Source organism: Bradyrhizobium sp. CCBAU 25338, from assembly GCF_028128965.1.
In the GTDB taxonomy this organism is placed as follows: domain Bacteria; phylum Pseudomonadota; class Alphaproteobacteria; order Rhizobiales; family Xanthobacteraceae; genus Bradyrhizobium; species Bradyrhizobium liaoningense.
The window spans coordinates 124,318-144,872 of the sequence record NZ_LFKY01000034.1; the positions used below are offsets into that span (position 1 = coordinate 124,318).

The following is a 20,555-nucleotide window of genomic DNA, read 5'->3' on the forward strand; positions in this document are numbered from 1 at the left end:
GTCGTGGCAGCTGGCTGAACGTTCAATGCGAGGATTCGCTTTTTTGAGCTTCGGCCTGCGCGCATCCTTGTCGCAGCCGCTATCGCGCCGCCGGTCTATCTGCCTGAGAAACCGCGGACTTTTCGTCCGAGCCCGACAACGACGGTTGCTCGACCGCACGGGTGCCGGGCTCGCCGCGACGCTTCTCGGCATCTTCACGTTTTGTTGTACCGGACGCAGCCGCAACGGGCGTCGCGCTGTCGGCGGGCACCGCCATCACCGCGGCAAAGGCGTCGGCCTGACCGTCGCCGAAAAGGTCGTCGCGTCCGGGGGAGCCGAGATCGCGCGCGGTCTTCGCCAGCGTCATGCGCAGCGCCTCCGGCTTCAAGGCGTGGTTGCGCTCGAGGAGCAGCGCCGCGACGCCGGAGACATGGGCGGCCGAGAACGAGGTTCCCGACGTCATCTGGTATTTGCCGGCGGGTGCCGGCAGGAAGATGTCGACGCCGGGGGCTGCGACCGCGATGTAGTTGCCGCGGTTGGAGGCGGTGAACAGCCTGTCCTGCTGATCCGTCGCGCTGACCGCGATCACATTGGGATTGGCAGCCGGATAGAGCGGCGGCGATTTCGCGCCGGCATTGCCGGCGGCCGCGATCAGCACGAGGCCGCGTGCGGCCGTCGCCGCGATCGCGCGCTCGATGATCGCGTCCTTCGGGCCGGCAAAGCTCATATTGACGATCTGCGCGCCGTGCTCGGCGGCATAATTCAGCGACCGCAGGATGATGTAGGACGAGCTCTCGGCGCCACCGTTGGCGCCGCCGAAGGCCCGGATGGCGATGATGCGCGCCTCGGGCGCGCTGCCCATCAGGCGGGCATGCGCCACGATGGCACCGGCGATGCCGGTGCCGTGGACGTGCGGCCCCTCGGCACTGCCGAGCGCGTCGAAATGATCGGCGACGGAATTGGCGAGTTCGGGATGCTTGGCGTCGATGCCGGAGTCGATCACGGCAATTGTCACGTTGGCTCCGCGCGCCAGCGCATGCGCCTGCGGCAGGCGGAGTTTTGCCAGCGCATATTGCGCGGGATCGCCCTCGACCGGTACGGACGATTTCTGGTCCTGGAGCACGTAGCGGAAGTTCGGCTGGACCGAGCGCACGCCGCCGTCGGCCGCGAACTCGCGCCGTACCGTCTCAACGGGCCGACCGTCGGTGATGCGGAACAGGCCGAACGTCGCCCCGATCAGCGGAAAATTCTCGGATGCGACGCGCGCGAGGCCGTGGCGACGCGCAAGCTCGTCGGCCTCCGTCACCGACAGACTGCCGTCGATCTCGGCGACGAATTCGCCTCCGAAGCTGCGCTGGTTCACCGCGACCGGCGTGTTGTTGCCGCGCCCCTTGCGGGCGCTCTTCTTGTTGCCCGATTTTCCACTGCCCTCGCCGCCCGCGTTCGCCTGCGCCAGGCATTCGCCGTCGGCAGCCCGATAGGGCGCGGTGCAGGCCGGATAGAGGTTGGGGGAGTACCGCGCATAGGGCAGCACCGGCGTCAATCCGATCCGCGCCGAAGGAATCCGGGCGGTCGTAATCGGACGCGGGCCGCGGTCGACCGACACCGCCCTGGCGGATAGGGTCGGGTTGACCCGCGGGGCAATGCTCGGGGAGATCGTCGGGGTGCGCGAGGGAACGCTGATCGTAGGCGTACGCATGATCGCCTGCGCCTGCGCAACCTCGACGCCGAGACAAGAGGCGACCAGAAGGGCGGCTCCGATGGATGAAGCGCAGGCCCCGGCACGCATCCAGCTCTCGGACTTGCCCGTCATCGGCTCAGCGGCGCGCCTAGGGCACCGCGACGGCGAGGTTGACGAACTTCTCGCGCTGCATCCTGCCGAGCAGCGAGGCGAGCTCGTCCTGGCTCATCGCCTTGTCGAACTGGAGGCGGAACATGCCGCCCTTGGCGTCGCCGATGATCGAAGCCTGGTAGCTGTCGAGCAGCGCGGTGATGTCGGCGACGCGTGCCTCGGGCGTGAAGCGCACCAGCGCGCGCGCCGGCGCTGCCGTGCTGCCAAGTTCGCGCGTGATCGGTGCGCTGGTCGAGACCGAAGCCGTCTGGAAGGTCGCCGGCTGGTTCTTCATCAGCACGGCGCCGATGATTCCGGCTTGCAGCACGAGTGCGACGGCGCCGAGGCCCGCCGACCACGCCAGCGTACGGGGCGACAGGCTCGCGAAGAACGTCGAGATACGCGCCGACAGCGGCGGCGAGCCGCTCGCCCGCGCCGGCTCAGCGTCGATCGCGGCGAACAGCTTCTGCATCGCGCGCGCCGACGGAGCACCCAGGCTCTCGTTCAGATGGATGGTCTCTTCGTACTCGCCGCGGACCGCGGCATACTGCCTGGCAAGCTCGGGATCGCGCGCCAGCGCTTCCTCGACGCGGCGCGCATCGCGCGCGCTCAGCGTGCCGGCGGCGTGCCATGGCAGCAGCAGTTCAATTTCACTGGGCTCTTGCTCCAGCATCTTCTTGCTCAATGCCATCATGGCCAGCCTCGCTCAACGCCGGCTGCCTTCAGCAGTTCGGCCAATTTCTTGCGCGCATAGAACAAGCGCGTCTTCACAGTGTTCTCGGGAATTCCGACGATTCCGGCCACCTCTTCCACGGACTTCTCGTGGTAGTAGACGAGATCGACGATTTCCCGGTGCTCCGGCGAAAGGCCCGTCAGACACTCCCGCAACGCCTCACTGGTATCCTTCTTCTGCACCACCGTTTCCGGATCGTCGGACGCATCCTCGATCGCGTTGGCGGCTTCTTCGTCCAACTCGAAATCCTTCCTGCGCCGGAGCGCAGACAGGGCCTTGAATCGGGTGATTGCCAGCAGCCAGGTCGAAACTGCTGATCGGCCCTCGAACTTGCCGGCTTGACGCCAGACGTCGAGAAACACCTCGCTGATGAGGTCTTCCGCCGCCTGCTCGTCCCGCACGAGCCGCAGTCCGAACCTGTAAACCCTGACATGGTGCCGCCCGTACAGCACCTGCATGGCGAGCCGGTCACCTTGGGCGATCCTGGCGATCAGGACCTCGTCGGAAGCCGCCTGTGTCGCGCTCAATGGCCGTCTCGCAAAGTTGGTCGGGTCGATGCGGCGCGCGGTTCGACGGGGGGTGCAAAATTGTTCAAATTACCGCAATCATGCGGGGGCCGGTGTGAGCTACCCCACATAAGCGCATTTTTTTCGTCCCATCCGTGGCGGTCAGCGGCGTCAATCCAGATCGGTAACATAATACTTTCCCTGCAGAAGCCCCCTGTCCGGCATAGTCGCCGGCCGGGTCCGGTTCCATAGCAGCCCCTGCATCAGGTTTGTCGCACCAAGTCCTGCTTTGGCTCGACCGCACCACACACGATGCATGATCGCCAGTAAGATCGCACGATGGCTGATCATCTTGTTCCGTGCTGCAGGGTTCGGATTCGGCTCCAAAGGATACCAAACCTAAAGGCTTGCCACGTAGATTTTTGCGCTGACATCCACCATTGGCGGGACCATGAGCACGGCCGCGACGTCCTTTCCCGAGAGGAATGCCGCAGAGGTCGCGGACCTCGTCCTCGCGCCCGAGACGGCCGCCCCCGAAGTCAGGGCGCGCCGGGCCCGGCAGCGCCGCCAGATGTATATGGGCCAGGTCGCGAGCTACTCGCTCGGCGCCTCGGTCCTGCTGCTCTACGCCCATGACGGCACGATCTCGATGGGCGTTCCGTCGCTGTTCTGGCTCGGCGGCCTCATCATCATCGGTACGTTCACGGTGCTGTCCGAAGCCGGTTTCGGCGACCGGTTCGAGGATCATTACCTCACCGTCTATCAGATCTCGGCGCACATGGCGCTGCAACTGGTGTTCCTGCTCGCGGTGCCGACCGTCGGGGTCGCGTTCCTGGCCGTGTTGTTCCTGATCTTCGCCTTCGGCACGCTACGTATGACGTCGAGCCAGGCGATGCTCACCTGGGGCCTCGCCACCTGCGGGCTCGCTACGGTTTTCCTGGGATCGGACCTGCCGATCGGACTGCCGGTTACGACCCGGCTGCAGCGAACCGCCTCGATGCTCTGCTTCGTGCTGGTGATCGGCCAGTGCGCCTTCCTCGGCCTGTTCGGCGCCACCCTGCGCAAGATCCTGTACCGGCGCAGCATCGAACTGAAGGCTGCCTATCAGCGTATCGAGGAACTCGCCGAGCTCGACGAACTCACCGGCGCCTACAACCGCCGCTGCATCATGCGGCTTCTCGACGCCGAAATCGAAAAGTCGCGGCAGGCATCCACGCCTTGCGCGATCGCGCTGATCGATCTCGACTGGTTCAAGCGCATCAACGACGCCCACGGCCATCCCGTCGGCGACGAGGTGCTGCGCACCTTCGCGATCACCATTTTCGCCAACATCCGCCCGGCCGACAGTTTCGGCCGATACGGCGGCGAGGAATTCCTGCTGCTGCTGCCGGGCATGCCGGGCGACGCCGCGCAGCGCACGCTTGAGCGGTTGCGCGGCATCGTTGCCGATCTCGACTGGAGCGCGTTCTCTCCGGGCATGCGGGTGACCATTTCCGCGGGCGTCGCGACGCTGCGCGACATTGATACTGCCGACACATTTCTCGCGCGCGCCGACCGCGCGCTCTATTCCGCCAAGGCGCAAGGGCGCAACTCTATTGTGACGAGCTGACCAATCCATTTTCTCCCGGTGCGGCAGAAGCCGTTGCCGGGCCGAACGCTCCAGGACAGGGCAATGAGATCCAAATCCGCAAGACCATCCGAAAACCTGCTCGAGGAATTGCAGGCTGCCCTCACGCACGGCACCGTTGCGCGCCGGGTCGAGACGCTGCGCCGCGTCACCGATCTCTTCGTGGGCAACGCAGTGGACTATTCCGACGACCACATCCGCGTGTTCGACGACGTGTTCCAATGCCTGATCGGGCAGATCGAGACGTCGGCCAGGGCGCTGCTCGCCGAACGCCTCGCGCCGATCGCGGCCGCGCCGCCGAGAATCATCCGCACGCTCGCGCTCGACGAGGTCATCGAGGTCTCCGGCCCGGTGCTGTCGAAATCGGAACGGCTGGACGAGGCGACGCTGATCGAGATCGCGCGCACCAGGGGCCAGGCCCATCTCAAGGCGATCTCGCTGCGGCGGATGCTGTCGGAAGCGCTGACTGACGTGCTGGTGATGCGGGGCAACGAGGACGTGGTGCAGTCGACCGTCAGCAATCCGGGCGCGCGGCTTTCCGAGGAAAGTCTCGCCGAGCTCGTCATCCGCGCCGAGCGCGACGACGACCTCGCCAACTGCATCGGCCTGCGGTCCGACCTGCCGCGCCATCACTATTTGAGGCTGGTCGCCAAGGCATCCTTGAGCGTGCGCAGGAAGCTTGCGGCCGCGCATCCCGAGCTTGCGGACGAAGTGTCGAGCGTAGTCCAGCAAGCGGCCCAACGGGTTCGCGCCGCCGCCATGACGAAGCAGACAGAGATGGCCCGCGCGCTGGTGAAATCGCTGCACGACGACGGCCGCCTCAACGAGTTCCAGGTCACCACCTTCGCCGAGCAGGGCAAGTTCGACGAGACCAATGCGGGGCTGGCTGCACTCGCGGGCGTCGCGGTCGAGACCGCCGAGACCATGATGATCGAGAGCCGTACCGAAGGCGTGATGATCCTCGCCAAGGTCGCTGGCATGCAATGGTCGAGCGTGCGCGCCATCATCGCCATGCGCGAGAAGCTATCCGGCGGGTCGCAGACCGACATTCTGACGCTGCGCGACAGCTATGAGGCGCTTCGCCCATCGACTGCGCAGCAGGTGCTGCGCTTCCACCGCATGCAGCTGGGCGCGACGCCGGCGGCGTGAAGCCGGCGCTAGAGAGCAATGAGATCGGAATAAATCGTCATCGCGCTTTTGGTTGATTGAGCACGATCTTTTCGGAAAACCGCTGCACGCTTTTCCGGGTCATTCTTTAATAGCGCAGGACCCTCGATCCCACCAGCGCGCCGATCGCGGTCACCACCGCGGTCGCGAGCGTGTACCAGGTCGCGACGAACAGGGGCGAGTCGTCGGTGCAGTGCGAGGCATAGAGGGTCGCGGCGAGGCCGGCCGACACCAGCCCGGCGAGCGCTCCGGCGAGCGCGGGGCTTGACGGCGCGCCGTGCCGCAGGCCGAACAGCGCCCCCGCAAGCAGCGGCAGCGACATCGCAGGGATTGCGACCAGGCACATCCTGGAGTTCTTGCCCATCAAGCGCATCGTCATCGGCATGGCCGGGGCCATCATCGCCTCGCTGCCGATCGCAACCGCCAACAGCCCGACCGGCAGCAGCAGCAGCCAGGCCCAGCCGCGCAGCAGGGCTTCGGGACGCGACAAATGCAGGCTGATGATGATCGCGGGGATTGCGAGCGACAGCGTCACCGCGAACTTCATGTCGAAGAACGGGTTGTGCATGGCGCTCATCACGTCGGCGCGCACGCCGAGGAAGGTCGCAAAAAACAGGATCGAAAAGGGCGCGGCCACCAGCAGCGCCATGGTCAGCACGGCGCCGACGCGTGGAGCGCGGTGCGCGTTGTCGGCTGCGAGCGAGCGAATGAGTTGATCGGTGTCCATGACTAATGGTCCCGCAGTTTGGCCGTCAGCGCAGCAAGTCCGCGATGCAGCGCGACCCGCACCGCACCCTCGCTCATCGACAACTTTGCCGCCGTATCCTTGATCGAGGCGGCCTCGACCGCGATCGATTGCAGCACGTCGCGCTGACGCTGCGGCAGCGTGCCCAGTTGGGCGGCGACCTCACCGGCCGATGCGGTCTCCTGCGGCATCTCGCCCGGCAGCGTCTCGACGAAATCGTCGATGTTGACGAACACGCGCTTGCCGCGCCGGCGGAGCGCGTCGATCAGCTTGTTGCGGCCGATCGCAAACAGCCAGGGCGCGAAGGGGGCTTCGCTGTCCCAGGTGTGCCGCTTCAGATGCACCGCCAACAGAATCTCCTGCACGATATCCTCGGCCTGGTCGGGAGGCTGCCCTGCCCGCGCCAACCCGCGCCTCGCGGAAGCCCGCAGCACCGGCGTGATTGCCTTCAACAGGCGATGATAGGCCGCGTCATCGCCAGCCATGGCCGACCGCATCAGGCCGGTCCATTCGTCCTCACGTCCGCGCACCCGCGCCCCTCACCATGCAATTCGGCCGCTCTTTCAATTTGTTACGCGGACACCCATAACATCACGAATTCGTGATGCACGGCCGAACGACGCGATCAATGCGGCCACAGAGATCCCTGACGGCTCATAACACCGATCGGCCCGTACCGCATCCGGCGGCAACATTGCAACGCAGTTTGCCCCGTTTTTGCCGGGTCCAGCCCGAAGATTCCCATTTTCTGCCCCGCTGTCGTCACGCCCCGGGGTCTCTGTTCGCTGCCGGGACGGGCGGAATTGGGGAGATCGTCAACATGATGAAAGCCAGCGCACGCGCGGCCCTGACTGTCTTGGCCGGGCTTTTCTTGCTGTCCGGAGGCATTGCACAGGCGGCGCCGAATTCGGCCGCAAGCAATAAAGCGGACAGCGCGGACCAGCAGGCCGACACGGCCAAGCACCGGCGTCAAGACTCGCGCCGCACCAGCAGCAGCAAGACGACGCAGAAATCCGACGACAAGGCCGACAAGAAGGGCGCCACGGCACGGGCGGACGAGGCCAGGAACGGCAACAAGAACGACAACAAGACAGGCAGTGAGGCGCCGGTGTCGAGCCAGATGCCGCCCGAGGTCGCCAACGCCAACGCGCAGCTCGCCACTGATACGCCGACTGCGGCTGCCGCCTCCGCGATGACGAACCGCGCCAACGACAATGTCCAGGCTGCGGCCGATAATACCAACGTCGCGCCAGCCGAAAGCCAGGTCGTGGCGCCCGATCAGCTCAACGACATCGATCGCGCCCTGCAACAGGAGGCGCCGGGGCAGAAGGCGGTGATTGCCGCAACCGAGGCACAGCCGCGGCCTGCGCCGGTGATGGCAAGCAGCCACCAGAGCTCGGCCTGGGACCAGAGCTCCCTGATCGGCAAGATCTTCATCGGCGTCGGCACGCTGCTGACGCTGGCATCCGCCGCGCGGATGTTCATGGCGTGATTGCCGGCCGCTTCCCGGCCCGAGCACCGGCCTGACGGACCTCGTCCGGAACGCGCCCCTCGTCGCGTTCCGGCGGCCCGTAGCCCCCTTGAAGCCCATCGCGCCAGCGGGCACATTGCCCACCCGATCAAAAGCGTGGGTGGAGCATGAGCACGTTCGAACACATCATCGTCGAAAGCAAAGGCGCGGTCGGCATCGTCAAGCTGAACCGGCCGAAGATGCTCAACGCGCTCTCTTTCGGCGTCTTCCGCGAGATCGCCGCGGCGGTCGACGATCTCGAGGCCGATGACGCCATCGGCTGCATCGTCGTGACCGGCAACGAGAAGGCCTTTGCCGCCGGCGCCGACATCAAGGAGATGCAGCCCAAGGGCTTCATCGACATGTTCTCGGAGGATTTCGCCGCGATCGGCGGCGACCGCATCGCGCGTTGCCGCAAGCCGACGATCGCGGCGGTTGCCGGCTATGCGCTGGGCGGCGGCTGCGAGCTCGCCATGATGTGCGATTTCATCATCGCCGCCGACACCGCAAAGTTCGGCCAGCCCGAGATCACGCTCGGCACCATTCCCGGCATCGGCGGTACCCAGCGCCTGACGCGCGCGATCGGCAAGTCCAAGGCAATGGACCTCTGCCTCACCGGCCGGATGATGGATGCGGCGGAAGCCGAGCGCTCGGGCCTCGTCAGCCGCATCGTACCCGCTGATAAGCTGATGGACGAAGTGATGGCGGCAGCCGAGAAGATCGCCGCGATGTCGCGCCCTGCGGCAGCGATGGCCAAGGAAGCGGTGAACCGCGCCTTCGAGACCACGCTCGCCGAGGGCATGAGCGTCGAGCGCAACCTGTTCCACTCGACCTTCGCGCTCGAGGACCGCTCCGAGGGCATGGCTGCGTTCATCGAGAAGCGCAAGCCGGTGAACAAGAACCGGTAAGGCGGTCAGGCTGGTGTAAGGCCCTGCCGCATTCCCGCGGAACCCTGTGACGGAGCTGCAACAAGCACGGATTTCATGGGGGTTTTCCCCGCGGCAGTTTGCCTGCGGGACCTCGGCTGGTTTAACAGTTAAGAGACCGCCGTCGGCGGGGGCGGACAGCCGGGAATTTCGCGGGAACATATGATTGGGCGTATCGCCAGAGCTGGTCGCGGGGTGACGCGACATCGATCGGGCGTGGGTCCCGCGTTTGCGACATGGACCACGCTGGCGCTCTCGTGCGCCCTGCCCTCCGCCGCCTGGGCCGAAGCTCTGCCGGAAGCGCTGGCCAAGGCCTACCAGACCAACCCGCAGCTCAATGCCGAGCGCGCGCGCCAGCGCGCGACCGACGAGAACGTGCCGCAGGCGCTCGCCGGTTACCGGCCGCAGATCGTGGCCAGCCTCAGCGCCGGCCTGCAATCGGTGCGCAATCTGTTGCCCGACAACACCATCCAGACGGCCAACCTGAAACCCTGGATCATCGGCGTCACCGTGACGCAGACCCTGTTCAACGGTTTCCGCACCGCCAACAGCGTGCGGGCCGCCGAACTCCAGGTGCAGTCGGGCCGTGAGGCGCTGCGCAATGTCGGCCAGGGCGTCCTGCTCGATGCGGTCACCGCCTACACCAACGTGCTCGCCAACCAGTCGCTGGTCGAGGCACAGCGCTCCAACGTCGCCTTCCTGCGCGAAACACTGTCGGTCACCCAGCGCCGCCTCAACGCCGGCGATGTCACGCCGACCGACACCGCGCAGGCCGAGGCCCGTCTCAACCGCGGCCTTGCCGATCTCAACGCGGCCGAGGTCGCGCTCGCCGTCAGCCAGGCGACCTATGCGCAGGTGATCGGCAATGCGCCGTCGCAGCTTCGGCCCGCCGAGGCCGTCGACCGCTATTTGCCGAAGAGCCGCGAAGACGCCGTGACGATGGCGATCCGACAGCATCCGGCGGTGATGGCCGCAAGCTTCGACGTCGATGTCGCCTCCACCAACATCCGTATCGCCGAAGGCACGCTGCTGCCGAGCGCCAGCATCCAGGGTAGCGCAAGCAAGAGCCGCAACAACGACCCGACGCTAGGCACCTTAGCCGAAGACCAGGCCTCGATCGTCGCCAACGTCACCGCTCCGATCTACGACGGCGGTCAGGCTGCGGCACAGACGCGGCAGGCCAAGGAGATCACGGCACAGAGCCGGCTCGTGCTCGACCAGGTGCGCAACCAGGCGCGCACGGCGGTGGTCAGCGCATGGGTTGCGAATGAAGGAGCAAAGGTCACGGTCTCGGCCTCGGAGTCCGAGGTGAAGGCGGCGACCGTCGCGCTCCAGGGCGTGCAGCGCGAGGCCTCCGGCGGACAGCGCACGACCGTGGACGTCCTGAACTCGCAAGCCGATTTGATCCAGGCCAAGGCCCGCCTCATCGGCGCGCAACGCGACCGCGTGATCGCGTCCTATACGCTGCTCAGCGCCATCGGCCATCTCGACGTCAAGACGCTGAACCTGAACACGCCGGACTATCTGCCCGAGGTGCATTACCACCAGGTCCGCGACGCCTGGCACGGCCTGCGCACGCCGTCGGGGCAATAGGCTCAAATCTCTTGGGTCGGTGCCGATGAAAAGCCGCCGCATCCATCTGATGGGAGCTTCGGGCTCCGGGGTGACGACGCTTGGTCGCGCGGTCGCGGGCCGGCTTGCGTTGCCGCATCACGACAGCGATGACTATTTCTGGCTTCCGACCGTGCCGCCCTACCAGACGACGCGCCCCGCCGCCGAGCGGCTTCGCCTGATGCGCGAGATGTTTCTGCCGCGGCTCGACTGGGTGCTGAGCGGATCCGTCACAGGCTGGGGCGAGGAGCTCGTTCCGTATTTCGATCTCGTCGTCTTCGTGACGGCGTCGCGCGAAACCCGGATGGCGCGATTGCGCGCCCGCGAGGCCGCCCATTTCGGCGCCGATGCGGTCGCGCCGGGCGGCTGGCGCCATGACGAGACCGAAGACTTCGTCGAATGGGCCTCCCATTACGAAGCCGGTGATCGCGAAGGTCGCAGTCTCGCCAAGCATGAAGCGTGGCTCGCGGGCCTGCCCTGCCCGGTCGTGCGCGTTGACGGCTCACGTCCGCCTGCGGACCTTGTCGAGCAGCTATGCAACGAAGCGGAGTGGCTGTCCGGCTGATGTGATAGTGTCCCGGCACTTCTGCCAATAACAAAAACAGGGAGAGAAGCCATGCACAGCCGACGCAGCGTTCTGCTTGCCTCCCTTGCCGCCGGAGTAGCCATGACCAGCAAAGCCCGCGCCCGTGCGGCGCAACCCGCAACGCCGATCAATTTCGACGTCCCGGCGCATGCCTGCGACTGCCACACCCACATTCATGGCGACCCCCAGAGATTTCCGTTCTTCGCGGGGCGCGTCTATACGCCGGAGCCTGCGAGCCCCGAAGAAATGGCGGCGCTGCACAAGGCGCTGCATATCGAGCGCGTGGTGATCGTGACGCCGAGCGTCTACGGCACCGACAATTCCTCCACCTTGTTCGGCATGAAGGCGCGTGGCGCGACCGCGCGCGGCGTCGCCGTGATCGACGACAAGACCACGGAAGCAGAGCTCGATACGATGCAGGCGGATGGCTTCCGCGGCATCCGCATCAATCTGGCGACCGGGGGCATCAACGATCCCAATGTCGGCCGCGCTCGCTTCACCACAGCCGTCGAGCGCATGAAGGCGCGCGGCTGGCATGTGCAGCTCTACACGACGCTGGCGATGATCTCCGCAATCAAGGACCTCGTGCTGGCGTCGCCCGTGCCCGCCGTGTTCGACCATTTCGGCGGGCTCGAGGCCTCACTTGGGCTGGAGCAGCCGGGATTTGCCGACTTGATCGCCCTCGTCAAGTCCGGCAAGGCCTATGTGAAGATCTCCGGCGCCTATCGCTCTTCGAAGCTCGCGCCCGACTATCAGGACATGGTGCCCTATGCCCGCGCGCTGATCGCGGCCAATGCGGACCGCATCGTCTGGGGCACCGACTGGCCGCATCCGGATTCCAGCCGCGTCGAGGGACGCAAGCCCACCGACATCGCGCCTTTCTATCAGATCGACGACGGCCGCCTGCTCAACCAGCTTCCGGTGTGGGCGCCGGATGCGGACGTGCGCAAGAAGATCCTGGTCGACAATCCGGCGCGGCTCTACGGGTTCTGACGGTCAGCGCGCGCGGCGGGAAAAGAACGAGATCAGGACCGGCAGGGTCACCAGGATCACGAGCGGCGCCAGCATCATGCCGGTGACGACGACGACCGCGAGCGGCTTCTGCACCTGCGAGCCGATGCCTTCCGACAGCGCCGCCGGCAACAGGCCGACGCCCGCGACGACGCAGGTCATCAGCACGGGCCGAAGCTGGAGCTCGCCGGTGCGCACCACCGCGCTCATGCGGTCCATGCCCTCATCGATGAGCTGGTTGAACTGCGACAGGATGATGATGCCGTCCATCACGGCGATGCCGAACAGCGCGATGAAACCGATCGCCGCGGAGACGCTGAACGCCGTGCCGGAGATCAGCAGGCCCAGCACGCCGCCGAAGATCGCCATCGGAATCACGCTCATCGCGAGCAGCGTGTCGGTCATCGAGCCGAAATTGAACCAGAGCAGCACGCCGATCAGCGCCAGCGAGATCGGCACCACGATCGACAGCCGCCGGATCGCATCCTGGAGATTGCCGAACTCGCCGACCCACTCCATGTGCGAGCCCGGCGGCAGCTGCACCTGCTCGGCGATCTTGTCCTGGGCCTCGCGGATGGCGCTGCCGAGATCGCGCTCGCGCACCGAGAACTTGATCGGCAGATAGCGCTCCTGCTGCTCGCGATAGATATAGGCCGCGCCGGAGACGAGGCTGATGGTGGCGACCTCGCTCAGGGGAATCTGCGTGACGGTGCCGTTCGGCCCGGGCGCGCCGATCCGCAAATTCTGGATCGCCTCGGCACTCCGGCGGTATTCCGGCGCGAGGCGCACGATGATCGGGAAATGGCGGTCGCTTCCGGGTTCATAAAGGTCGCCGGCGGTGTCGCCGCCGATTGCGACCTTGATGGTGGCGTTGATGTCGCCCGGCGCAAGGCCGTAGCGCGCGGCCTTGGCGCGGTCGATGTCGATCTGGATGGTCGGCTGCCCGAGCGAGGTGAACACCGCAAGGTCGGTGACTCCCTGTACGGTGGCCAGCACCGATTTGATCTTGTTGGCGGTGTCGGTCAGCGCCTGGAGGTCGCTGCCGAACAGCTTGATCGAGTTCTCGCCCTTCACGCCGGAGACGGCTTCGGAGACGTTGTCCTGGAGATATTGCGAGAAGTTGAACTCGACGCCGGGAAAGCGGTCGTCGAGCTGCTTGAGCAGTTGCGCGGTCAGCTCTTCCTTGTCGCGCGTGCCGGGCCACTGGCTCACGGGCTTGAGCGGCGCGAAGAACTCGGCATTGAAGAAGCCGGCGGCGTCGGTGCCGTCATCGGGACGGCCGTGCTGCGACACGACGGACTCGACCTCCGGCCGGGCGCGGATCAACTTACGCATCTCGTTGACGTAGCTGTTGCCTTCGTGGAGCGAGATGGTCGGCGGCAGCGTGGCACGGATCCAGAGATTGCCCTCCTCCAGCTTCGGCAGGAATTCGAGGCCGAGCAGCCGACTGAGCGCCACCGTCGTCAGCACGAGGCCGACCGCACCGCCGAGAACGATATTGCGATTGGCGACGGCCCAATGCAGCAGCGGCGAGTACAACCGGTGCAGGATCAGCATCACCTTCGTCTCGGTTTCCTCGACATGCGCGGGCAGAATGATCGCGGACAACGCCGGCGTGACGGTGAAGGTCGCAAGGAGCCCACCGGCGAGCGCATAGGCATAGGTGCGGGCCATCGGCCCGAAGATGTTGCCCTCGACCCCGGACAGCGTGAACAGCGGCAGGAACGCCGCGATGATGATCGCCGCGGCAAAGAAGATCGAGCGCGAGACGTCGGCGGCCGCACTGAGGATGGCATGGCTCTTCATGCCGAACAGCGTCTCGGGCGACATGTGCTCGGATTCAGAGATCGGCGTCGTCTGCGTCAGGCGGCGGAAGATAGCCTCCACCATGATGACGGTGGCATCGACGATCAGGCCGAAATCGATGGCGCCGACCGACAACAGGTTTGCCGATTCCCCGCGCAGCACCAGGATGATCACGGCGAAGAACAGCGCGAACGGAATCGTGGCGCCGACGATCAGCGCGCTGCGGAGATTGCCGAGGAACATCCACTGCAACAGCACGATCAGCAAGATGCCGACAACCATGTTGTGCAGCACGGTATGGGTCGTCAGCTCGATCAGGTCCCCGCGGTCGTAGATGCGCTCGATGCGCACGCCGGGCGGCAGGATGCTGGAGTTGTTGATGGTTTGAACGAGCTGGTGGACGCGCTTGATGGTCGGCGAGCTCTGTTCGCCGCGGCGCATCAGGACGATTCCCTGCACGATGTCGTCGGTTTCGTCGAGGCCGGCGATGCCGAGACGCGGCTTGTGGCCGACGGTGACCGTTGCGACGTCCTTGACCAGCACCGGATTGCCGCCGGTCTGCGCCACCATGGTGTTGGCGAGGTCGTCGATCGAGCGGATCAGGCCGACGCCGCGCACCACGGCCGATTGCTGGCCGATATCGACGGTATTACCGCCGACATTGACGTTGGAATTGCCGACTGCCTGGAGCAGCTGCGGCAGCGTCAGGCCGTTGGCGACCAGCTTGTTGAAGTCGACCTGGAGCTCGTAGGTCTTGCTCTTGCCGCCCCAGCCGGTGACGTCGATGACACCGGGCACGGCACGGAAACGGCGCTGGAGAATCCAGTCCTGGATGGTCTTGAGGTCGAGCACGCTGTAATTGGGCGGGCCGACCAAGCGATAACGGAAGATCTCTCCGATCGGGCTGAGCGGCGAGATCTGCGGCTGCACGTTGCCCGGCAGCGGCGCGAGCTGCGCCAAGCGGTTCAGCACCTGCTGCAACGCCTCGTCATAGGTGTAGGCGAAGGAGAACTGGAGTTTGACGTCGGAGAGGCCGTAGAGCGAGATGGTGCGGATGGTGGTGAGATTCTTCAGACCCGCGACCTGGGTCTCGATCGGAATCGTGATGTAGCGCTCGATCTCCTCCGCCGACAGGCCCGGACTTTGCGTCACGATGTCGACCATCGGCGGGGTCGGATCGGGATAGGCCTCGATGTTGAGCTGGTTGAACGCGATCAGGCCGCCGATCAGCACGGCGGCGAACATGCCGACCATCAGGAAACGCCGGTCAACGGCGAGGGCAACGAGACGATCCATTCAGGTCTTCAATTTCTTGGGGTCGTCGATCAGCTGCCGGAGGCTGCACGGTCGATGAACAGGCTGCCTTTGGTGACGATCTGCTCGCCGGGCTTGAGATTGCCGGTGACCTCGACGAGGTCGCCGTTGATGAGGCCGATCCTGATCTTGCGCAGCTCGACCGACTTGTCCTCGCGCGCGACCCAGATGCGGACGTTGTCGGCTTCGTAGATCAACGCCTGCTTCGGCACTGCCGGCGCGGCGCGGTCGCCGGCCGAATAGATCGTGACGTTGGCGAACATCTCCGGCTTCAACAGGCCGTCCTTGTTGTCGATGGTCGCGCGAACCAGAAGGCGGCGGGTGGCGGGGTCGATCGCGGCGGCGACGTAGTTGATCCTGGCGGTGAACGGACGGCCCGGCAGTGCCATCACGTTGACGGTGATGTCCTGCCCGATGCACACCGCGGCCGCGTCGCTCTCGCGCACGAAGGCGGTGAGCCAGACCGTGGAGAGATCGCCGATGACGAAGACCGGGTCGCTGGCGCCGGAATTGACGTACTGCCCGGGGCCGATCTTTCGCTGCACGACCGTGCCGGAGATCGGCGAATAGATCGTGACCTCCCGATTGATCGTGCCCTTGTCCTGGAACGCCTTGATGGTCTCGTCGGTGAAGCCGAGGATGCGCAGCTTGTTGCGCGCGGCTTCCAGCGCCGTCACCGAGGAGCGCATGTCGTTCTGCGCCTGGACCTGGGTTGTTTCCGCCTGCTGATAGTCCTTCAGCGGAATGGCGTGTCCCTCATAAAGATCCTTGGCACGCTTGAACTGGATGTCGGAAAGCTCGAGCGCCGACTTCGCCTTGTTCTGAGAGGTCATCGCCGCGATGAAATCGTTCTGGGCCTGCACGGTGTCGGCGGCCTCGATCGTAAACAGCGGTTGACCTTGCTTCAGCATCTCGCCCGGCTTGGCCAGCAGCTTGGTGACCCGGCCCGCATAAGGCGAGAACACCGGCGTCGAGCGGTCCTCGTCGACCGCGACCTTGCCCTCGGTGACATACTCGGCTCGGAAGCTCTTGGCCTTGACCGGCTCGATCGTCAGCGTCGCCCATTCGGACGGCGTGGGCGTGAAGGCCTGCGCATTCCTGCGCGACTGGCTGGAGATCTCGGAGTGCTTTTTTTGCTTTGGCTCCGAAGAAAGGAAGCCGTAGGCACCGGCACCGGCAAAAGCGAGTAAAACTACGGATGCGATCACCCGTTGTTTTGTAAGCACCTGCAATCGCTTGGTCTTTTCAACCACCATGGGCCCCGGTCGTGTCTGCGACGATCTCGGCAAATGACTGCCTCATCGGTCGCGCTAATAGTGCCGAATTAGGATTTCAAACAACCTAAAAAACGCTGAGCCTCTTGTGGTTTGCGTTAAAGTTTTGCGACGTGTCAGCTTCATGTCAGCTTCGCGCAGGCCATTGTGCAGGATGACTGCCGAGTGGCATCGCGGGACGGGTCCATTGTGCCGGCGTCTTCGACAGCACTGCCGAATGACGCACCGCCTTCAACGTGCCGAAGCCAGATGGCATGCCTTCGATGAACGCAGCATGTACGGCCTCGCCCGTAAGATCCGGGGTATTCAGTCCGGTGTCGAGCCGACCGAGATTCCACAACCATCGCCCGGTCTGCGCCAGCGAGACGCGCACGTGCCAGCTGCCGCCTTCGCGGGCCTGGCGCGCCCTGGCCATCATCGCGCCGAACGCCATCAGATAGCCGGTGGCGTGGTCGAGGATTTGCGCCGGCAATTCCTTGGGAGCATCGATGCCGGCGGCTTGGCCTTCGGCATGATTGAAGCCGGTCGTCGTCTGCACCAGCGAGTCGAAGCCGCGCCGCTCGGCCCAGGGGCCGGTGTGGCCATAGGCCGACAGCGTGACATGGACGATGCCGGGATTGATTTGCGCTGCGTCCTCCGGCGCGAAGCCGAGGGCGGCGAGCGCATGCGGGCGATAGCCCTGCGAGAAGATGTCGGCGTCCTTGAGCAGCTCGCGCAGCTGCGCCCGCCCGAACTCGCTCTTCAACTCGATGAAGGTGGTGAGCTTGCCGCGGCCGGTGTCGATGGTGAGCCAGGGAATGGCGGGCAGTTCCGGTCCTGACACCAGCAGCACGTCCGCGCCGTGCGCAGCGAGCGTGCGACCGGCGACGGGGCCCGCGATGACGCGAGAGAGATCGAGCACACGAAGACCTGAGAGCGGACGATCGCCTTTTGGCCACGGCTTCGGCGGGGCCTCGCCGATCCTCTCGATCGAGACCAGCGGCAATCCGGCGAGCGCACGCGCCTGCGGCAAGGCGGACCATTCGTCGTACGATCGCAGCAGGGCGACGACACCGCCTGCGGCGTAAGCCGCAGTCTCGAAATCCTCCCCGTTCCAATGCATCAACGCCGCCTGCACCTTCTCGCGCTCCGCCTCGCAGCCGAGCACCTCGCAGACGGCGTCGCGGTGGTGCGGAAAATTGGTGTGGCAGCGGACGAAGCGGCGATCGCCGGTCCTGTAAACGCCGGCGATCGCGTCCCAGGCCGGCGGGGGCGGCTTGTCGTCGACGCGCAAATAGCGCTCGGAACGACATTCGGCGACGGCGTGGCGCATGTCGACGGAGACGTCCTGCACCTCGCCGCTGCGCAGTCGCCAGATTTCGGCGGCGGCGAGCCCGGCGGCAGCTATCGTCGTCTGGCCGGCGACGGCGACACGAAACGAGGATGGGATTTGTGGCTCGGCGCCGGTCAGCCGCACGCGATCGAGCGGACCCGCATCGCCGCCGGCGGAAGTCCAGATACCCTTCAGAATGTCGGCGGGGCTTTGCATGGCCGGTGCCCTCCCTTGAAGCTTGAGCATGATCTCCGCGCAAACGCGGTCCGCGTTTGTCGCGATGGAAAACGGCTGCACACCTTTCCGGATCATGCTCTAATTTTCGCGACCATTCATCAGCACAAGAAGGAATGCAATGGCCGCCATCGATCCCCTCACCGCAGGCGCCGTGTTCGTCGCAACGGCGGCCACCGACGCGGTCTATGTGATGTTCACCTCGGCGGTGATCGCGCGCAAGCGCGTGCCGGCGGCGAACTGGAGCGCGGTCTGGTACCTGCTCTCCTCCTACGCGGTGATCAGCTACACCGATAACGCGTTCTATGTCGCGTTCGCGGCGATCGGCTCCTGGGCCGGCGCCTATGCGTCGCTGACCTTCCTGCACCGCCCGCCCGGCGGTCCGCCGGTGGGGGCGGCACCGGAGTAGGCGTCCGCTGCGGCGGCGTCGTTGCGAGCGCAGCAACTTGTCCGCCGAGGCCCTTGGCGAAGGCAGAAGCAATCCGGAATCGATCCAAGGCAGCTGGATTGCTTCGTCGCAAGAGCCCCTCGCAATGACGATGTCGAGGCTTCTGCGTATCGTCTGAAACGGTTACACTCACTGCGACCAACACAAGGAAAACCAACAATGGATCTCGGTCTCAAAGGCAAGAACGCCATCGTCCTCGGCGGCACGCGCGGCATCGGGCGGGCGATTGCGACGACGCTGGCCGGTGAAGGCGCCAATGTCGCGGTGTGCGCGCGTAACGCCGATCAGGTTGCGGCCACTGTCGCAGAGCTGAAAGCGAGCGGCATCAAGGCCACCGGCAGCCCGGTCGACGTCACCGACGGCGCGGCGCTGCAATCCTGGATCGAGAATGCAGCGAAGGAGCTCGGCGGCGTCGACTTGCTGTTCTCCAATGCGGGCGCGATGGCGCAAGGCGGCGACCCTGCGTCTTGGGAGCAGAATTTCCGGCTCGACGTACTCGGTGCCGTGCATGCGTTCGATGCCGCGCGACCGTTCCTCGAAGCCAGCGGCGCGAGCCGCGGCGATGCGGCCTTCGTGATCATCTCGTCGATCGCGGCGGCGCAGGCCGACACGGCCAGCTCCTACGGCCCGATCAAGGCCGCGCTGATCCACATGGCCAAGGGGCTGGCCCGGCAATATGCGAAGAAGAAGATCCGGGTCAACGTGGTCTCGCCCGGCACGGTCTATTTCAAGGGCGGCGTCTGGGAGATGATCGAGCAGAACATGCCCGAGCGCTACAAGGATGCGATGAGCCGCAACCCGACGGGACGCATGGCAACGCCCCAGGAGATCGCGAGCGCGGCGGTGTTTCTGGCGAGCCCCGTGTCGGGATTCACGACGGGATCCAATCTCGTCGTGGATGGCGCGATCTCGAACCGGGTGAATTTTTGAGGGGGCACACTGTCATCGCCCGGCTTTGACCGGGCGATCCAGTACTCCGAGACAGTTGTGGTTCAGCCGAGAAGCCGCGGCGTACTGGATTCCCCGCCTTCGCGCGGAATGACGACTGAGAGTGTGGTGCGCGATCTCTCGACAAACTCGGCATTTGCGAGCCAACGGATTGCGCGTAGCGCGGCTCGATGACGGGCTCAGAGAAGAAACCCAGAATCTTTCCGGGGAACAGTCTGGATGCTTCGCCGCTTCTCTCCTCGCAGAGGCACAGACGCTTATGGGGCGGATACGCGCGAACGTCGCTTGCGAATGAGCCACATTGCAAATTGTATGAGCCAATCCGGTGCGTTCAAATAGCGCAATGTATCAATCTGGCCCTGGCGTTCGCGGCTCCGAAAGCTGGCGTCGGTAAGGTAGGTCTCGTCGCTTTCACACCACTCCAATGTACGAACGATTTCCTCCAGCATGAGCCCGGTGTCGGGCAGCTTCTTGAGAAAGCTGAGCTCGCGCCGAAGACAGGCCGCCTCGATTCGATAGCGGCTCGATTCTTCATAGATGATCCCCCATCCGTCTAACCGTGCATGGGTCGCTTCATGGACGATGGTAGAGGCGATCCGCTCAAGCGTCATTGTCTCGTTGAGAACGTAACGTTCATCGAGGGCGCAGGCGTTTAGTGACCGATCATAGTGCGCCTGGGCGCTGGGGAGCAGATGTACCCATATTCGATCGAGATTGCGGGAGATACGTGAATAGTTGAGTGTGTCGTGACGCTTGATGAGTTGGAGCGCCTCTTCCACGCGGCGCAACGCCGAGTAAGGCTTGCTTTCGGTTGTCCCGATCCAAAGCCCGTCGATCATGCTGCTCTTGGAGAACCAGAGGCCCAGCCTGTCGATGCGGAAGGGCCTTCGCTCCGGCTTTACGGCGACGGCGAGGCCGCGCGATCGTTGCGGCGCTTCCAGCTGCAAATATTGACTCCCGCCGTGTCAAAATGGGCACTACGAATGA

General features: G+C 65.3%; 18 protein-coding genes. 9 read left to right on the forward strand and 9 right to left on the reverse strand.

Annotated features, from left to right (window positions below):
- Positions 1-79 precede the first annotated feature (79 nt).
- From ACM42_RS14590 to ACM42_RS14600, 3 genes are read right to left on the reverse strand one after another with little or no spacing between them, the layout of a single operon-like run.
- Positions 80-1,792 carry a S8 family serine peptidase gene (locus ACM42_RS14590; RefSeq protein WP_271528571.1) on the reverse strand — a complete coding sequence of 571 codons (1,713 nt, stop codon included), beginning with the start codon at positions 1,790-1,792 and terminating at the stop codon, positions 80-82.
- 16 nt (positions 1,793-1,808) lie between these two features.
- The gene (locus tag ACM42_RS14595) at positions 1,809-2,504 is read right to left on the reverse strand and encodes a hypothetical protein (RefSeq protein WP_271528572.1); all 696 of its coding nucleotides are present in this window, start codon (positions 2,502-2,504) and stop codon (positions 1,809-1,811) included.
- A complete protein-coding gene (locus ACM42_RS14600) occupies positions 2,501-3,070 on the reverse strand; it encodes a sigma-70 family RNA polymerase sigma factor (RefSeq protein WP_271528573.1) in 570 nt (189 codons plus the stop codon). Before ACM42_RS14600 ends, ACM42_RS14595 begins: the two co-directional genes overlap by 4 nt.
- A gap of 430 nt (positions 3,071-3,500) precedes the next feature.
- On the opposite strand from ACM42_RS14600, the gene ACM42_RS14605 reads away from it, so the two are divergent.
- Complete coding sequence (locus ACM42_RS14605) at positions 3,501-4,658, forward strand: GGDEF domain-containing protein (RefSeq protein WP_271528574.1); 1,158 nt, start codon at positions 3,501-3,503, stop codon at positions 4,656-4,658.
- A gap of 63 nt (positions 4,659-4,721) precedes the next feature.
- Positions 4,722-5,825, forward strand: a complete 1,104-nt coding sequence (locus ACM42_RS14610) for a DUF2336 domain-containing protein (RefSeq protein WP_271528575.1) — start codon at positions 4,722-4,724, stop codon at positions 5,823-5,825.
- Between the two features lie 106 nt (positions 5,826-5,931).
- On the opposite strand, the gene ACM42_RS14615 is transcribed toward ACM42_RS14610, so the two are convergent.
- Both ACM42_RS14615 and ACM42_RS14620 read right to left on the reverse strand, forming a co-directional pair.
- Positions 5,932-6,570, reverse strand: a complete 639-nt coding sequence (locus tag ACM42_RS14615) for a DUF1109 domain-containing protein (protein ID WP_271528576.1) — start codon at positions 6,568-6,570, stop codon at positions 5,932-5,934.
- Between the two features lie 2 nt (positions 6,571-6,572).
- Positions 6,573-7,118 carry a sigma-70 family RNA polymerase sigma factor gene (locus tag ACM42_RS14620; protein ID WP_271528577.1) on the reverse strand — a complete coding sequence of 182 codons (546 nt, stop codon included), beginning with the start codon at positions 7,116-7,118 and terminating at the stop codon, positions 6,573-6,575.
- A gap of 290 nt (positions 7,119-7,408) precedes the next feature.
- On the opposite strand from ACM42_RS14620, the gene ACM42_RS14625 reads away from it, so the two are divergent.
- The 5 genes from ACM42_RS14625 to ACM42_RS14645 all read left to right on the forward strand — a co-directional run bounded on the left by ACM42_RS14625 (position 7,409) and on the right by ACM42_RS14645 (position 12,214).
- A complete protein-coding gene (locus ACM42_RS14625; protein ID WP_271528578.1) occupies positions 7,409-8,080 on the forward strand; it encodes a hypothetical protein in 672 nt (223 codons plus the stop codon).
- 146 nt (positions 8,081-8,226) lie between these two features.
- Positions 8,227-9,006, forward strand: a complete 780-nt coding sequence (locus ACM42_RS14630) for an enoyl-CoA hydratase (RefSeq protein WP_271528579.1) — start codon at positions 8,227-8,229, stop codon at positions 9,004-9,006.
- 180 nt (positions 9,007-9,186) lie between these two features.
- Positions 9,187-10,617, forward strand: a complete 1,431-nt coding sequence (locus ACM42_RS14635; RefSeq protein WP_271528580.1) for a TolC family outer membrane protein — start codon at positions 9,187-9,189, stop codon at positions 10,615-10,617.
- Between the two features lie 25 nt (positions 10,618-10,642).
- Positions 10,643-11,200: a hypothetical protein gene (locus ACM42_RS14640; RefSeq protein ID WP_271528581.1), complete on the forward strand. Its 558-nt coding sequence runs from the start codon at positions 10,643-10,645 to the stop codon at positions 11,198-11,200.
- A gap of 51 nt (positions 11,201-11,251) precedes the next feature.
- Complete coding sequence (locus ACM42_RS14645) at positions 11,252-12,214, forward strand: amidohydrolase family protein (protein ID WP_271528582.1); 963 nt, start codon at positions 11,252-11,254, stop codon at positions 12,212-12,214.
- A gap of 3 nt (positions 12,215-12,217) precedes the next feature.
- Here the strand turns inward: ACM42_RS14645 and ACM42_RS14650 are convergent, their stop codons facing one another.
- The 3 genes from ACM42_RS14650 to ACM42_RS14660 form a co-directional block, all read right to left on the reverse strand.
- A complete protein-coding gene (locus ACM42_RS14650; protein ID WP_271528583.1) occupies positions 12,218-15,334 on the reverse strand; it encodes an efflux RND transporter permease subunit in 3,117 nt (1,038 codons plus the stop codon).
- 29 nt (positions 15,335-15,363) lie between these two features.
- Positions 15,364-16,608: an efflux RND transporter periplasmic adaptor subunit gene (locus ACM42_RS14655; RefSeq protein ID WP_271528584.1), complete on the reverse strand. Its 1,245-nt coding sequence runs from the start codon at positions 16,606-16,608 to the stop codon at positions 15,364-15,366.
- Between the two features lie 145 nt (positions 16,609-16,753).
- The gene (locus ACM42_RS14660; RefSeq protein WP_271528585.1) at positions 16,754-18,154 is read right to left on the reverse strand and encodes a CoA transferase; all 1,401 of its coding nucleotides are present in this window, start codon (positions 18,152-18,154) and stop codon (positions 16,754-16,756) included.
- A 139-nt stretch (positions 18,155-18,293) separates the two neighbouring features.
- Here ACM42_RS14660 and ACM42_RS14665 point away from each other — a divergent pair, with 139 nt between their 5' ends.
- Positions 18,294-18,581, forward strand: a complete 288-nt coding sequence (locus tag ACM42_RS14665) for a hypothetical protein (protein WP_124160822.1) — start codon at positions 18,294-18,296, stop codon at positions 18,579-18,581.
- Between the two features lie 198 nt (positions 18,582-18,779).
- Positions 18,780-19,550, forward strand: a complete 771-nt coding sequence (locus ACM42_RS14670) for an SDR family NAD(P)-dependent oxidoreductase (protein WP_271528586.1) — start codon at positions 18,780-18,782, stop codon at positions 19,548-19,550.
- A gap of 275 nt (positions 19,551-19,825) precedes the next feature.
- Here ACM42_RS14670 and ACM42_RS14675 read toward each other — a convergent pair whose 3' ends face one another.
- Complete coding sequence (locus ACM42_RS14675; protein WP_271528587.1) at positions 19,826-20,515, reverse strand: hypothetical protein; 690 nt, start codon at positions 20,513-20,515, stop codon at positions 19,826-19,828.
- Between the last annotated feature and the right edge of the window lie 40 nt (positions 20,516-20,555).